This window comes from Luteibacter sp., assembly GCF_009912395.1.
Taxonomy (GTDB): Bacteria; Pseudomonadota; Gammaproteobacteria; order Xanthomonadales; family Rhodanobacteraceae; genus Luteibacter.
The window spans coordinates 15,149-30,147 of record NZ_WNDO01000024.1; the positions used below are offsets into that span (position 1 = coordinate 15,149).

A 14,999-nucleotide genomic window follows, 5' to 3' on the forward strand; every position below is an offset into this window, starting at 1 on the left:
CGACTGCAGGCGCAGGCTAATGTGGGGTCCGGTGGTTGTCAATCGTGAAAAGGGGGCGGCCACAACACGGTACTATGGTTGCAAAACGAAACCTCATGGAATAACGTTCGTCATCACTCCTGTTTTCCGACTGGACGCCCGCTCATGATTCCCGCCTACGCCGATTTCGCCGGTACGTTTCCGTTCGCCCCGAATTTTTCCGAAGCTCCCGGTTTCCGCATGCATTACGTAGATGAAGGGCCGCGTAACGGCGAGGTCGTGCTCTGCCTGCATGGCGAGCCCACCTGGGGCTATCTGTTCCGGCATCTGGTACCGGCGTTGGCGACGACCCACCGGGTGATCGTTCCGGACCATATGGGCTTCGGCAAGAGCGAGACGCCAGCGTCGCGGACGTATTGGCTACAGGACCATGTCGACAACCTGGAGCACTTCGTGTTGTCGCTCGGCCTGCGTGATATCACGCTGGTGATGCACGACTTTGGTGGTCCGGTGGGCATGGGTCTGGCGGCCCGTCATCCGCAGCGCATACGCCGCGTGATATCGACGAACGGACCCACGCCCTACGGACAAGCGGATCTTTTCGACCGGCTCGCGGGTAATGCGCAGGAAGCGCCCTGGTTTCGCTGGATCGCGAAGGCCGAATCGGAGGGGCGGCTGGAGCCAGTCCTTGGGGAACTGGGGTTCCATATCCTGAGTACGCTCAAGCTCAATGGTTTCGAAGATCACTCGGTGATCGACGACACATGGATCGAGGCCTACGGTATGCCCTTTGCCACGCCGTCCGAATGCCTTGGCGCAATCGGTTGGGCGAAAGGCTTCCCAGCGGGAACACATCGATTCGAGGCGCCGGGCGAAGACGAAAAAATGGCGATGGCCGGCAAGCCCTCCCTGGCCATCTGGGGCACGGCGGATCGGACATTGCGTGCGAAGTGGTTCCTTCCCCTGTTCACCACCGTGTTTCCGCGTGGGCGTATCGAGGAACTGGCCGGTGTCGGTCACTACTGCCTTGAGGACGCACCGACACGCATCGCAGAACTCATCCGCGCGTTCCTGGACGAGAAAGAGGCGGTCTTCGGTCAATGACAGTCATGGGTGAATTCGGCAAGCGTCTACAGGTGGCTGATGTCCATGGAATTTGTTTTCCTATATAGACCCTAAGACGTATGTCGTGACGTGAGGTGGCGTGGTTAGCATGCGTCCACATCATCGTCCTTCGGGGGAGGGACATCATGCGTATCGTTTCCGCTTGGCCTATGGCGATCGCGGCGGGAGTCGCGTGTTTTCTTTCCAGCGCCTGCACGACGCATCTTGTCGCGGATCGCTCGGGCGCAGGACCGTTCATGGCGCTAGGGGCGTCGGGTCCTGCGGATGTGGGAGCCGTGTATGGGCTGCCCATGCTGCAGTTCCAGATGACGGTGCAACGCAGGCTGATCCAGTGCGAGGAGGGTGGGAAGCCGCGAATCCGCTTTTTGACCAAAGTGGATGTGCTTCCAAGCTATGTGGTCGGCGAGCGTTTTGTGGTCGATTACCAGGCGATGACTGGCTTGAGCAAGACATCGTCCTTCGAAATGCAGACGTTCGATAGTGGCACGCTCAAGAGCATCAACGCCGAAGTAGCGGATCAGACCAAAGGCATTCTCGGCAACGTTGTCGCCAGCGGCATCGGGTTGCTCAGCCTGTCTACGGGAACACCATTCAAGGTTCCCGGATACCACTCGCTTCCCCCACCCGGGTCGACTTACGTGTGCGATGAGTCGACGGTCGCCTTGCTGAAGGGTATCGAGGGCGGTACCGCCGACCTGAAAAAAGCCGCTGAGACATTGGGCGTCCTGAATGCCGAAATCAGCCGGGCGGAACGCCTTGCCGGTATGGCCGCCCTCACCGATGACATGAAGAAAGCGCTATCCGACAACCAGAAAAGCGCTGCCGAACAATCCAGGCGCGTGGAAGAGCTTGACAAGAATTTGGCATCACTCATGGACAAGGCCTCTGCCAGCGAGCAAATCGTATGGCCGCGGCGGATGGACGACCGGCTTTTGGACGCCTCACCGAATGCTGCATCCGAACGCTTTTTGAAGGCATTGTTCAAGAAAGGTGATCATGGCTATTCCTCAGGCGAGTTGGCCGGGACGATGGCCCTTAAAGCGAAGCTGGTGGCGGTGACCGATCTGGTGGCTGTCCCATCGTGCAATCAAAGTGAAGACGGGTGCCGTCGTTTCCAGGTGAAAGATACTCACTCGGGTGGCCTTCTGTACCGGACGCCGGTACCCGCCCGCTTGCTGGTGTGCCAGGTGGCAAGCGATGCGGATTGCGATCTCGCAACAACGGCAGGCAAGCTGACCGGGGCATCCAACGTCCTCGTCAGCGCGAGTGTGATGGCTCCGCAACTGGGTTCATTGCACGTCCTTCCTTATCGGAATGCAGCGTTCCAGAACAATGTCCTCAAGGTGTCCTTCAGGGAAGATGGAACGATTGCGCTTCTGGATTATGCAGACAAGGTCGCACGTGGTGCAGAGTTGTCGGGTGCGGTATCCCAGGGGCTGGCACAGGTGAGCGCGTACAAGGATGCCAAGCGACAGGCCAATATGAAGCAGCTCGATGACGAGGTGGATCGACTGGAGAAGAAAAAAAAGATCGATGACCTCAATACGCAGATGAGCCAAGGGGCGTCGGTATCCGATATGCAGGTCGAGACGGCGCGCCTGGACGCGAAGCTGGCCCTGTTGGAGACGCTTCGCAAAGTGGCCGATGCACAAGCCGCGCTGGACAAGGTCGGATCGCCATGAATAACCGCGGGAAGCGCGTCGACCGCCGAACGTCAGTTTGGATGTTCCTTGTCGGCGGTATCGCCGCGGGGTTGGCATTGCCATTATCGTTAGGCGCGCAGTCACGCCCGGCAGGCTCGATGGAGCTGATGAGAGGTTGGTGGCCGGATGCGCTCCGGTCCCGAATGACGCCTCAAGGCGCCGTGAGGGTTTCAACGGTATGGAAGAAGCCTGGCTGGACCCCGGCGGGGGAAAAGCCCATCCATGTCTGCTGGGAGCGACTGCCCGATTCCACGCCGGAACAAAGAGCGTTGGTACGGGATGCCGTCGCCGGGACGTGGGCCAGTTATGGCATGGTGTCGTTCGTGGGCTGGGACGCTTGTAACGCAGGCGATCGAGGAATCCGCATCGGTATCGTGCGAAGCAATTCGCACACGATGCACCTGGGTAGTGGGCTCGACGGTGTTCCTGACGGCATGCAATTGCAGATGGATTTTTCCGGGGCAGATGAGTGCGAGCATCGCAACGATTTCTGTGTTCGCGCCACCGCGGTACATGAATTCGGTCATGCGTTGGCATTGACACACGAGCAGAATCGTCCCGATGCACCCGCCTGGTGTCGCTCCGAGTTCGCGGAGACGGAATGGTGGGCCATTCCGGATTCGAATATAACTACCTATGATCCTCAGTCGATCATGAATTACTGTAATGCTCATTGGAATAACGAAGGCCTGCTCAGCGCACGGGATATCGAAACCGTGGGCGTTCTCTACGGTGCCCGTCGCTGAGGCAGGCCTGTTGGTCTCTAATTCATCGGCATGGCAACGTCGTGCAGTGCGAGGGTCAAGGCTGCCGCTGGATCAGAGGGCATGCCAGGGCTTCGCCACGCCACGATACCGTCCGGGCGTATGAGAGTCGCCCCCGTCGCGTCGATGCCGAAACACGATGCAAGAGTGACATGCCCTGGAAAAACGATGTCCTCGCCGATCCTCACCGTAATGATGTCCGCCTCTGGCATGACGGCGCATGCAGCGGACCACCGTTCGTCCTCAAAGAGCAGAACCCATCCTTTGCCGAAAAGATCGAGTGTCGAGAGGGTCCGTTCGCCCTGTGTTATCCAGATATGCGGGGCGCGTGTTCCGGGTTGCCCTTGCCATGCATCGGGATGCGCCGCCGGTGGTAATTCCGGGCCTGCACCGATGATGGCCTCCGAGCGAAGCAGTTGGCCCAACTCCATCGCTTCGTCGCCGAGTATGGTTTCGTCCTTCAATGCATGATCGGTCCAGCGCGCGTAGTCCGGGCGGGCGAAGGTCTGCTGGTGGCGAAGCCAGCCGATGGGTTGGCGTTCCGCGCTATAGGTTTCCAGGAGTCGTGGCGATGATGCCCCCCGGAGCACGCGGTCCAGCTTCCACGCCAGGTTGTAGGCATCGTCGATGCCCGTGTTCGCGCCGAAGCCGCCCCGCGTCGGTGGCAACTGATGCGCGGCGTCGCCGGCCAGGAAGATCCGGCCCTCGCTGTAGCGTTCGGCGATCAATCCTGCCATGACCCAGCGCCCGGTGGTGATGATGCTGAAGTCGGCATCATCGCTGCCCAGGGCGCGACGCACGGATGCTTCGAGTTCGGCCGTGTCGCGCTCGCGATCGTCGTCGAACATCAGCACCCAGCGTCCATCGCCATAGGTGGTGAGGAAGGCATGGAATCCGTCCTGGTTTATCTCGAACTGCTGGATGCCGCGTTCAAGGTATCGATCGGCCTCGGCGCAGCGGAACAAGACGCTGCGCAGCGTCCGCAGGTACCCGACACCCTGGCGACGAATGCCAAGTGCTTCGCGGATGCCGCTGTCCGCGCCATCGGCCGCGATCAGGTAGGCACCGCGGAGCGTCTCTTCTTGCCCGGTGTCCCGGTCGCGCACGACGACGGTCACGCCGTCTTGGTCCTGGACGAAGGAAAGCATCTCGCAGCCGAGGCGAAACAGCGCCCCACGTTCCCGGGCGGTGTCGCGCAGGATCGGTTCGAGCTTGTCCTGTGGAATCGCAGCGCCCGTGCAAGGCGATACCTCACCGCGACGTTCGTCGGGCTGGCCGGGTGTCCATGGCGTCTCGTCGTGCCAGGTGCCGGCTAGGCTTTCCACGCGTGCGCGGCGCAGGCGGGTACCGGGGGCGACTTGCGGCACCGCGTCGCCCAGGCCGACTGCGCGGAAGTATTCGAGCGTGCGCTCGGTGAAGCCCATCGCGCGTGGATGTGGTGAGCTGCCGTGGTGCTTGTCGACGACGATGTTGGCGACGCCGCGCGAGGACAGGAACAGGGAGGCGGACAGGCCGACGAGGCTGCCGCCGATGATGATGACTTGCGTGTGCTGCATGGGATACGCCCTTGGAATGAAGCCGCATGCGCGGCAAGGGGCGTTGTCGGATTCGGACGGGCGCGGGCGAGCGGAAAGGCGTGGGTCGAAGGCGTGCCATCCGGTCGTCGCCTCCGACAGAAAACGGCATACGCCCGCCTTCTGTCGTGGTCCGCGGCCCCTGCGGGCTGGATTGTGGCTTTCCTTGAGGAGGAAAGCTGACCGGGGCTCACCACGCCGGTCCACCATTTTCGACCTGCGCAGGATAGCAGAAGGCACGGACGGCGCCAGGCCGTCCGTGCCACGGCGTTCAGCCGCGGAAGTAATGCAACGCCATGTCGTCGAGCAGTCCGGGGTGTCCCGCCTCGCTCCAGCCGAGGGCTTCCCGGGTCTTCGCCGATGCGGTGGGCACGTCCAGGCCGGTGAAGCGAGCGAACCAGCCGAAGTGCGCGGCGACATCGTCGCCATCCAGGCGCTTCACGGGCACGCCCAGCCCTTGGCCGATCGCTTCGGCGATATCGCGGAACGGCACGCCCTGTTCGGTAACGGCGTGGTACCGCGCACCACGCGTGCCGCGCTCGACGGCGAGGCGATAGACGCGGGCGGCGTCGAAACGATGCACGGCGGGCCAGTGGTTCGAACCGTCGCCGACATAGGCGGCGAGGCCTTTTTCGCGTGCCGTGTTCACGAGGATGGGCACAAAACCGTGATCGCCATCGCCGTGCACCGTGGGCGGCAGGCGCACCACCATGGCGTTGATGCCGCGTGCGGCGACTGCCTCGGCGGTGGCTTCGGACGCGCGTGGATAGGCGGCCGAGACGGGCAGGGACGGCGAGTCCTCGGTGGCCAGGCGGCCGGACTCCATGTGGCCCACGCCGGAGGTGATGACGAACGGCTTGTTCGTTCCCTGCAATGCCTCGCCGATCGCCTCGATGGCACGCCGATCCAGCTCGCAGTTGTCGAGGAAGCGGGAGAAGTCGTGATTGAAGGCGGTATGGATCACGGCATCCGCGCCGGTGGCGCCCTGGCGCAGGCTGTCGAGGTCTTCGAGCGAGCCGCGGACGACGTGGGCACCGGATTGGGCGAGGGCGGCGGCGCTGGCGTCGGAGCGCACGAGGCCGGACACCTCGTGGCCGTTGGCGAGCAATTCCTTCACGACGGCGGAGCCGACGAATCCCGTGGCACCGGTAACGAAAACATGCATGGTGGAACTCCCATCGGTGGTCGATGGCGTTACTCTTGTGCCATGGCTTATCGGGGTAAAGTAGTGACGGTATACGGGTATAAGGACTAACAGGATGGCGACGACACCCGAATCTGTCGATCTGCTCGGCGCGTTCCTTAAAGACCGTCGGGCGAAACTCGATCCGGTGGCGCTGGGTTTCCAGACCTCACGCCGCCGCACGCCCGGCCTGCGCCGCGAAGAAGTGGCGCAAAGGGCGAGCATCAGCGCGACCTGGTACACCTGGCTGGAACAGGGGCGTGGCGGTGCGCCTTCCGCCGATGTGCTCGAACGCATCGCCCAGGCCCTGATGTTGACCGACGCCGAGCGCGAACACCTTTTCCTGCTGGCCCTGGGCCGACCACCCGAAGTGCGCTACCTGCCCACCGAGGGCGTGACGCCACGCCTGCAACGCGTGCTCGACGCTTTCTCGCAAGGCCCTGCCTTCGTAAAGACCGCGATGTGGGACGTGGTGGCCTGGAACCGCGCAGCGACCGTCGTGCTCACCGACTACGGCAAATTGCCCCCGGAAAAGCGGAACATCCTTCGCCTGGTCTTCCAGGAAAACCGCGTGCGCGATGCGCAATTCGACTGGGAGGGCGTTGCGCGCTTCGTCGTGGCGGCGTTCCGTGCCGACGTCGCCCGGGTGGGCATGGCCTCGAAGGTGGAGGGTTTCATCGACGAGTTGCGCACCACCAGTCCCGAATTCGACGCGATCTGGCGCAGCAACGACGTGCGCGGCTACGGTGACGGACTCAAGCGATTGCGACACGAACTGCTTGGCCCCATGAGCTTCGAGTACTCGTCGTTCATCGTGGATGGTCGGCCGGATCTCAGCCTCGTGGTGTACAACCCGGCGACGCCGGAAGACGCGCAACGCCTCGCCTCGTTGATGAAGGATATGCCCGGCTGACGATCAAGCCGCGTCGCAAGCCTCGCGCACGCAGGCGCGTACCCAGGCGTGCACGCTGTCGCCGTCCATGCGCGGATGCCAGAGCATCGAGATGGTCATTTCGCGCAAGGCGACGGGCAGCGCGAAGGTATGCATGCCGTCGCGCAGCGCGCGGGTATGTTTCTCCGGCACGGTGGCGACCAGGTCGGAGTCGCGCGCAAGCGCGATGGCGGGGCCGAAACCGCTGACGATGGTGGCGATGTCGCGACGCATGCCATGGGCGGCCAGCGCATCGTCGATCACGCCCCGTTCCAGTTCGCGTCGCGAGACCAGCACATGCCGCGCGGCGGCGTAGCGTTCCGCACTGGGCTTGCCCCTGGCGAGGGGGTGGCCGGGGCGCACGACACCCACGAAGCGATCGTCGAAGAGCATCCGCGTGCGGATCTCCGGACTGGTGCTGGTGCCGGCGACACCGGTCTCCAGATCGACGCTGCCGTCGCGCAAGGGGGCGCTTCCCTTGCGTACCTTCTGGATGAAACGCAGGCGAAGACCTGGCGCGTCACGATTTACGCGAGCGATCAACGTGGCGCCGAAGCTTTCCACGAAGCCGTCGCTGCAAAGTATCGTGAACGTGCGAACCACGCACGAGAGATCCGGTGCATGCGCGGGGCGAAGCACGTCGTCGGCGTCGCGCACCAACTGGGCGACGCGCTCGCGGAGTTCCAGTGCGCGTGGCGAGGGAACCAGCTTGCTGCCCGCGCGCACGAGCAGGGGATCGCCCGTGGCCTCGCGCAGGCGGGCGAGGGCGCGACTCATCGCCGAGGGACTGAGCCGCAGGCGTCGCGCGGCGGCGGCCACGCTGCCCTCGGCGAGCAGGACGTCGAGGGTGAGCAGCAGGTTGAGGTCGGGCTGCGACATGCGCGGACGATAGCATGCGACATGGCGTGGGACGCACGAGGTCAATGCGGATGACGCGCCTTCCGCCATGCGCGTACCGGCACTACCTTGCGGTCATACCCCTGTAGCGAGATATCCCTTGAACATGCCTTCCGTGACCGGAGACCTCTCCGGGCAGCGAACCCGTGCGCCTTCCGCACGATGGGCGCTGGCGACGCTGTCGCTTTCCATGCTGATGTCCTCCCTGGGCACGAGCATCGCCAACGTGGCGCTGCCGACGTTCGCCGAGGTGTTCCATACGCATTTCCACGATGTCCAGGGCGTCGTGGTCACCTACCTGGTCGCAGTCACCGTGCTTGTCGTCTTCGCGGGACGGCTGGGTGATCGCATGGGACATCGCCGCCTCCTGCTGGGTGGCCTGTCGCTCTATACGGCGGCATCGCTGCTCTGTGGCATGGTGTCGTCGCTGCCGTGGCTGCTGTTGGCGAGGACGCTGCAAGGTGCCGGCGCTGCTGTGATGATGGCGCTGACAATGGCCTTCGTGGCGGGCACCGTACCGAAGGAGCGGATCGGGCGTGCCATGGGCTGGCTGGGTACGACGTCGGCCATCGGCACGGCGTTGGGGCCTTCGCTTGGCGGCTTGCTGATCGCGACGCTGGGTTGGCGGGCGATCTTCCTCGTCACTGTGCCACTGGGGCTGGTGACGCTGGTGCTGGCCTGGTGCCACCTGCCGTCGGACGATGCCCATCGACACCACGCGATGACACCGCTGCTTGACCTGTCGCTGTTGCGCGACCATCGGCTTGCCGTGGGCTGCGTGACGAACCTGTTGGTCACGACGGTGATGATCGCGACGCTCGTCGTCGGACCGTTCTACATGTCGGTCGGCCTGGGGCTCGCCACGGCAGGCGTCGGGCTGGCGATGTCCTGCGGTCCGGTGGTCTCTGCCATCACCGGCTTCCTCGCGGGGCATCTCGTGGACCGCCATGGTGCCAGCCGCGTGGGCGTTCTCGCGCTGGTACTCATGGTGATCGGGGCGGCGACCCTGGCGGCCGTTCCCTTGCGCTTGGGTATCGTCGGCTACCTGTTGCCGCTGCTGGTGATGACATTTGGCTACGCGACCTTCCAGGCGGCGAACAATACCGCCGTGATGGCCGGCGTCGCAGCGCACGGACGCGGCCTCGTGTCGGGCCTGCTCAACCTGTCGCGCAATCTCGGCCTCGTGATCGGCGCGTCCGCGCTGGGCGCCGTCTTCGCGTTCGGCGTGGGGCGCGAGGATATCGCCGCAGCGCAGCCCGGTGCCGTGGCGACCGGGATGCACCTGACCTTCGCGGTATCCGCGGTGTTGCTCAGCGTGGCGTTGGCCTGCGCGGGGCTTGCGATGCGGAAGCCTCGTTGACCGGCATGTCCCAGCCGGCGCCGAGCGCTTTGTAGAGGCCGATGCCCGCGTCGAGTTCGTCCTGGTCGTTGAGCAGGCGTGCATCGCGTACGGCGTTGAGCGAACGCTGCGCGGTGAGCACGGGTTGGTAGCCGCTCAGGCCCTGTCGGTAGAGGCGGGTGGCGCGGTCGAGCGCGGTACGGCTGTCGTCGATGGCGGCGACGAGATGGTCACGACGGCGGCATGCCGTGTCGATTCCCGTCAGGGCGTCCTCCACATCGCGCAATGCGCCGCGTACATCGCGTTCCCATGCCAGTAGTGCGGCCTGCGCTTCCGCCTCGGCGCGTTCGACGCCCGCGCGGTTACTTCCACCGTCGTACACGGTCTGGTTACCTGCGATGGCGGCGCTCCAGGAGGCGCTCGCCGCGGAGAACAGGTCATGGATCAGGTGGGCATCGGTGCCGATCGACAGCGGGATGCTGAAGCGCGGATAGCGGGCGGCCTCGGCCACGCCGATATCGGCCGTGGCGGCGGCGAGGCGTCGCTCATCGGCACGCAGGTCGGGGCGCTGGCGGATGACCTCCGAGGGCATCGCCAGGGGTAGTTCGGGTGGCAGCAGTGGCGCCGGGGCGGAGGTCAGCAGTGTTTCCTTCCAGTCGCCGGGAAAGCCGCCGGCCAGCACGCCGATGGCGTGGGTGAGGCGCGCCACGCCCGCTTCCAGTTGCGCCGGTTGGGCTTCGGCCGATTCGCGCTCCGCACGTGCCTGCCGGTAGTCCGCCTCGGTGCCTAGGCCAGCGTGCCATGCGCGTTCGGCGATGCGTTCGCTATCGCGCAGCAGCCCGATGGTGTCGCGTGACACGGCAAGGCGTGCCTGGGTCATGCGCAACTGGCCGTAGTCGGTGGCGAGCTCGGCCAGCAGGCTGACGCGCAGCGCATGGCCATCGGCTTCGACGGCCGATACGCGGGCATCGGCGGCTTCCACGCCGCGACGCAGGCCGCCAAACAGATCCAGCTCCCAGCGGGCATCGAGGCCCAAACCATAGGCTTGCGTGGTACCACCGCCGGGCGGATCGGTGCGTCGGCTGCTGCGTAGCGCCTGGAGGTTGCCGCTGGCTCCGATCGTGGGGCCGAGACCCGCCGCGGCGATCGTGCGGTCGGCACGCGCCTGGCGTAACCGGGCGAGCGCGATGCCGAGGTCCTGGTTGTTGGCGAGCGCCTGGTCCACCAGGCGATCCAGCAGGGGATCGTCGAAGCGGCGCCACCAGGTGCGCAAGGTTTCAGTGTCCGCGTGGCGCGAGCCATCGTGCGCTTCGCTCCACGTCGCCGGCAGCGAAGGGCGTGGCGCCTGATAGTCGGGACCCAGTGTGGTGCATGCAACCAGCAGGCACAGGGCGGGAGCGAGCAGGACTTTCATGGTCACATCCATTCGTGCAGCCACGTGGTCAGACGACCACGCGCGCCCTCGCCATCGGCGGGATCGCCGACATCCACGCTGCCTGTCATGCCTGCGACGAGGATGACACCGGGCGGCAGTTCGCCAAGCTCGATACGTACGGGGATGCGTTGCGCGAGGCGAATCCAGCTGAAGCTCGGCTCCACGCTGGGCAGCCCGGTGGCGTCGGCCTGTTCGTTGGTGTCGGTGATGCCGCGACCGATGCTTTCCACCCGGCCGGGGATCGTGGCGTCGTAACCCATCAGGCGGATGCGTGCCGTCGCGCCGGGCCTGACCTGGCGCAGCTTGGTTTCCTCGAAGTACCCGGTGAACCAGAAGCTGTGCGCATCGAGCAACGCGAGGGCGGGCTGTCCGGCCACGGCGTAATCGCCTTCGCGCAGGCGAAGATGCGTAACGTAGCCATCGGCGGGCGCGTGCAGTTCGGAGCGCTTCAGGTCGAGGCGGGCGAGATCCAGTGCGGCCTGTGCCCGGCGCTGCGACGCGCGTGCGAGGGCGATGGCGCGCTGCGCCTGCTGGATATCTTCGCGTGGCACCAGGTCGTCCATGCCCTTGCGACGTCCGGCGTCCTCGATCTTCTGGGCCAGGCTCTGGCTCGCGGCATCGAGCGCGGCCTCGGCATCGTCCACGGCCACGCGAAACCGTTCCGGGTCGATGCGGTAGAGCACGTCGCCGCGCTTCACGTACTGGTTGTCGGCCACCGGCACGGCGACGACGGTGCCGGACACTTCGGGTGCGATACGCAGGACCTGGGCACTGATGCGCCCGTCGCGCGTCCACGGCGCGAGCACATAGGCACGCCACAGGGCGGCGACGAGCATGACGGCGATCGCGACGGCGGCAAGGGTGAGCAAGGCGCGGGCGAGCCGCTTCAACAAGGGGATGGCGTCAGACATGGAGGATCAGCAACGAAAGCAGGATGAGGGAAAGCGCGAATTCGAACAGCGCGGGATGCCATGCCTGGCGGAGCACGCCCAGGCGGGTGAGCACGTGACGGAGCACCACGAAGGCGAGACCCGCCACGCAGGCGTAGACGAAGAAGGGCGGCAGGTAGATGCCGCCGAGATTGAATTCACTGAGCACGGGTGTGTGGCGTGGTGGCGAAGAAGTAGGTGGCGTGTCGTTCGAGCAGGCCGGCGATGTCGTCGAAGGCCTCGGCGGCTCGCGGTGCATAGGTCAGCAGTCGACCTGCGGTGCGGCGCGCATGGCGCACCGCCATGACAGGGGTATCCATGCGTGCGGCGACACGGTCGAGGCCAACACGGATGCGGCGCGCGATATCGGGCGATGCGCGTAACGAGCGCAGGCGGAACAGGTCGCGACCGAGATGCAGGCTGGCCAGGGCGTCGGCCATCGCGATGTCGTGGAGGTCGGGTCGTGCTTTCAGCATGCCGCCGAGCTGGGCGAGACGGTGCTGCTGTCGCCAGCGCCACGGGGCCTCGGCGGCTTTCGTACGACGGAGCAGGGCCACGCTGGCATCGCGGATGCGCAGGCGAAGTCGTTCCAGGTCCTGCGCGTGTCGCTTGGGCAACACAACGCGGAAGGCCAGCACCACGAAGGCCGTGGCGACCACCCAGGCCAGCGCCCAGTTGAGGAACTGCGCCAGGTCGTAGTGCATCGGGTTGCTTGCGCCCGTGAGCGTGTTGAAGCCGACGAGGTAGGCCAGCGCGGCAAGGCCGTGACGCGGCAGGGTGGTCGCGTACACGCCCGGTATCCAGAACAGGGCGAGCGACACCAGAAGTAACGGCATGCCATCGATATGCGGCAGGATGCCGAAGGTACAGATGAAAGCGGCAGGCACGGCGACGACCGTCCCCTTGAAGAAACCATACGCGCCAGCGGCGGGATCGGGAGCCAGAGCCAGCAGCGCGCAGTAGGGCGCGACGAGCAGCAGCATCATGTCGCCCGCGTTCCAGCCCGTGACGATCCACAGTGCACCCGCCAGCACCAGCGTAAGTGCCGCGCGTAGGCCGTTGCGCCAGGCGCCGCGATAATCGCGATGGAAAGCGACCGCGGCCGCGTTACGGGGCAGGGGCCGGTGCAGGCCGTCGATGCCGTCCAGTGCGGCCAGGAAGTCATCGACCTGGTCGCTGAGGCGCCAGTGGGCGATATCGCCATGGTCCAGTCGACGGCGCGCGCGATGCAGGGCCCCTCGGGCGACATCGATGCGACCGCTATCAAGGGCATCGGCGGCGTCTCGCCAGTCCTCGGCGAGACCGAGGGGCGCACGGGTCTCATCTTCGACGGACGCCGCTACCAGTGACACCATGGCGTAGCGGATCGAGGCGGCACGCCGTGCGATGTCCTCCGATTCGGCCTTGCCGAGCGAGAGCAGATCGTCCACGCCGTAGATGTCGCCGAGCGGTACAGCGTGTTTGCGCGACCGTGGTTCGTCTGCCTGGTCGAGATGTCGGGAAACGCCGCGCGCCACTTGCGCGGCAAGGCGCGACAGTAGCGCCTCCAGGCGCCCGCGCACGCTGCGGGTTCCCGTAAGCGCGAAAACCAGCGCCAGGCAGACGACGCCGACCAGCACCGTGGAACCGCGGCCGATGATGTGCTCGAAGGCATGCTCCGGATGTTGAAGCGCGCCGAAGGTGGCTAGGCCTATGGTGTAGCCGGCCACGACCGCACCCGTGCCGCGGAAGTGGCGCAGCACGCTCATGCCGGCGACACACAGGCCGAGCCACGTGCCGAAGCCGATGACGAACAACCACGGTTTCTGCGCGAACGCCGCCAGCAGCACGAAGGACGCCAGCATGCCCACCAGCGTACCGATGAAGCGCCACGCGCCCTTGCCGATGGCGGCGCCCTGCACGGGGTTCACCACGAGCAGCACGGTGGATGCCGCGGAATAGGGCGATTCCAGTTCGAGCAGGTAAGCGACGGTGATGGCCAGCCCGGCGGCCAGCACCGAGCGCATCACATAGCGGGCACGCGGGGTGCCGAGGTCGAGCCAGCTCAGCGAGTCGGCGAGGGCATGGGTGGAAGCGACGAAGGAACGCACGAGGGGGCCGGGGAAACGAGGTCCCGACCATGGTCGTCGTTGAGAATCGTTCGCAAAAGTGATGCTTCCGCACGCCACGCGTGCGTCTGGCGCAATGGTGGATTCAGTGGCCGCAGAGTTCGCGGATCGTGCGGCGCAGCCAGCGATGTGCGGGATCGTTCTGCCAGCGCGGATGCCAGGTCTGGCTGATCGGCACGGGCTCCAGGGGCACCGGCAACTCGAACAGCCGCACGGCCAGCCCGGCCTCGGCGACGCCTTCGGCGAGCTGGTTGGGCAGGGGCAGGATGAGATCGGAGTGCAGCAGGGCGAATACGCCCGCATAAGGTGTCGACACCACCATCGGCACGCGCCGGGACAGGCCCATTGCCTCCAGCGCATCGTCGATAGGGCCACGCGTACGCCCGCGTCGCGACACGCCCACGTGCTGCCACTGGACGAAGCGTTCGGCGGTGGCGGGGCCGTCGAAGAACGGATGGTCCTGGCGTGCGATGCCGATGAAGCGCGTGGTGAACAGCGGTTGCACGCGCATCTCCGGACCCACGGGCCGATAGGGATTCACCAGCAGGTCGATCCGGCCATTGCGCAGCGCTTCGCCGTCGAGGTCGTCTTCCTCCGGTGTGAAGCGCAAGGTGGCTCGCGGCATCTCGCGTGTCATGGCGTCGAGCAACTGGCCGCCATACATGCCGACGAAGATGTCGTTGGCGCGCACACTGAAACGCCGTTCGATGCCGGTCAGGTCGACATCCATGCCGGGTACCAGCAGCGACGAGGCGTCCTCGACCGCCTGGCGCACGCGTTCGCGCATCTCCAGCGCGCGGGGCGTCGGCACCATGGTACGCCCGGACTGCACGAAGACCGGATCGCCCAGCGCGTCGCGGATGCGACCGAGGGTGCGGCTCATGGCCGGGGCACTCAGGTTCATGCGACGGGCGGCGCCGGCCACGCTGCCCTCGGTGAGCAACGCGTCGAGGGCGATGAGGAGGTTGAGGTCGGGTGTTGCCATGCCTTTTATAGTGAACCACCGGAATCATCGCGTACAGGAAGACTTGT

The 14,999-nt window shown here is 65.6% G+C and carries 13 protein-coding genes; 5 read left to right on the forward strand and 8 right to left on the reverse strand.

The features are described 5' to 3' along the window. The first annotated feature begins 144 nt into the window (after positions 1–144). The 3 genes from GAK28_RS18700 to GAK28_RS18710 all read left to right on the forward strand — a co-directional run bounded on the left by GAK28_RS18700 (position 145) and on the right by GAK28_RS18710 (position 3,553). A complete protein-coding gene (locus tag GAK28_RS18700) occupies positions 145–1,083 on the forward strand; it encodes an alpha/beta fold hydrolase (RefSeq protein WP_291782842.1) in 939 nt (312 codons plus the stop codon). A gap of 146 nt (positions 1,084–1,229) precedes the next feature. Further along, positions 1,230–2,786: a hypothetical protein gene (locus tag GAK28_RS18705; RefSeq protein ID WP_291782845.1), complete on the forward strand. Its 1,557-nt coding sequence runs from the start codon at positions 1,230–1,232 to the stop codon at positions 2,784–2,786. Beyond that, positions 2,783–3,553, forward strand: a complete 771-nt coding sequence (locus tag GAK28_RS18710) for a hypothetical protein (RefSeq protein ID WP_291782848.1) — start codon at positions 2,783–2,785, stop codon at positions 3,551–3,553. The genes GAK28_RS18705 and GAK28_RS18710 overlap by 4 nt, the downstream gene beginning before the upstream one ends. A gap of 17 nt (positions 3,554–3,570) precedes the next feature. Here GAK28_RS18710 and GAK28_RS18715 read toward each other — a convergent pair whose 3' ends face one another. Together GAK28_RS18715 and GAK28_RS18720 are read right to left on the reverse strand one after the other, a co-directional pair. Beyond that, a complete protein-coding gene (locus GAK28_RS18715; RefSeq protein ID WP_291782853.1) occupies positions 3,571–5,127 on the reverse strand; it encodes an FAD-dependent monooxygenase in 1,557 nt (518 codons plus the stop codon). Positions 5,128–5,416: 289 nt separating this feature from the next. Next, the gene (locus GAK28_RS18720; RefSeq protein ID WP_291782855.1) at positions 5,417–6,310 is read right to left on the reverse strand and encodes an SDR family oxidoreductase; all 894 of its coding nucleotides are present in this window, start codon (positions 6,308–6,310) and stop codon (positions 5,417–5,419) included. Positions 6,311–6,404: 94 nt separating this feature from the next. Here GAK28_RS18720 and GAK28_RS18725 point away from each other — a divergent pair, with 94 nt between their 5' ends. Continuing rightward, the gene (locus GAK28_RS18725; RefSeq protein ID WP_291782857.1) at positions 6,405–7,241 is read left to right on the forward strand and encodes a helix-turn-helix transcriptional regulator; all 837 of its coding nucleotides are present in this window, start codon (positions 6,405–6,407) and stop codon (positions 7,239–7,241) included. A 3-nt stretch (positions 7,242–7,244) separates the two neighbouring features. Here GAK28_RS18725 and GAK28_RS18730 read toward each other — a convergent pair whose 3' ends face one another. Further along, entirely contained in the window at positions 7,245–8,138 is an 894-nt protein-coding gene (locus tag GAK28_RS18730) for a LysR family transcriptional regulator (RefSeq protein ID WP_291782861.1), read from the reverse strand. A 124-nt stretch (positions 8,139–8,262) separates the two neighbouring features. Here GAK28_RS18730 and GAK28_RS18735 point away from each other — a divergent pair, with 124 nt between their 5' ends. Continuing rightward, positions 8,263–9,516: an MFS transporter gene (locus GAK28_RS18735; protein WP_291783031.1), complete on the forward strand. Its 1,254-nt coding sequence runs from the start codon at positions 8,263–8,265 to the stop codon at positions 9,514–9,516. Here GAK28_RS18735 and GAK28_RS18740 read toward each other — a convergent pair. The 5 genes from GAK28_RS18740 to GAK28_RS18760 all read right to left on the reverse strand — a co-directional run bounded on the left by GAK28_RS18740 (position 9,467) and on the right by GAK28_RS18760 (position 14,952). Then, the gene (locus GAK28_RS18740; RefSeq protein WP_291782864.1) at positions 9,467–10,909 is read right to left on the reverse strand and encodes an efflux transporter outer membrane subunit; all 1,443 of its coding nucleotides are present in this window, start codon (positions 10,907–10,909) and stop codon (positions 9,467–9,469) included. The two genes, GAK28_RS18735 and GAK28_RS18740, sit on opposite strands and share 50 nt — an antisense overlap. A 2-nt stretch (positions 10,910–10,911) precedes the next feature. Next, a complete protein-coding gene (locus tag GAK28_RS18745) occupies positions 10,912–11,841 on the reverse strand; it encodes an HlyD family secretion protein (RefSeq protein WP_291782867.1) in 930 nt (309 codons plus the stop codon). Then, a complete protein-coding gene (locus GAK28_RS18750) occupies positions 11,834–12,028 on the reverse strand; it encodes a DUF1656 domain-containing protein (RefSeq protein WP_291782869.1) in 195 nt (64 codons plus the stop codon). Before GAK28_RS18750 ends, GAK28_RS18745 begins: the two co-directional genes overlap by 8 nt. After that, complete coding sequence (locus tag GAK28_RS18755) at positions 12,018–13,949, reverse strand: FUSC family protein (protein ID WP_291782879.1); 1,932 nt, start codon at positions 13,947–13,949, stop codon at positions 12,018–12,020. Before GAK28_RS18755 ends, GAK28_RS18750 begins: the two co-directional genes overlap by 11 nt. 103 nt (positions 13,950–14,052) lie before the next feature. Then, positions 14,053–14,952: a LysR family transcriptional regulator gene (locus GAK28_RS18760; RefSeq protein WP_291782886.1), complete on the reverse strand. Its 900-nt coding sequence runs from the start codon at positions 14,950–14,952 to the stop codon at positions 14,053–14,055. Positions 14,953–14,999: the final 47 nt, after the last annotated feature.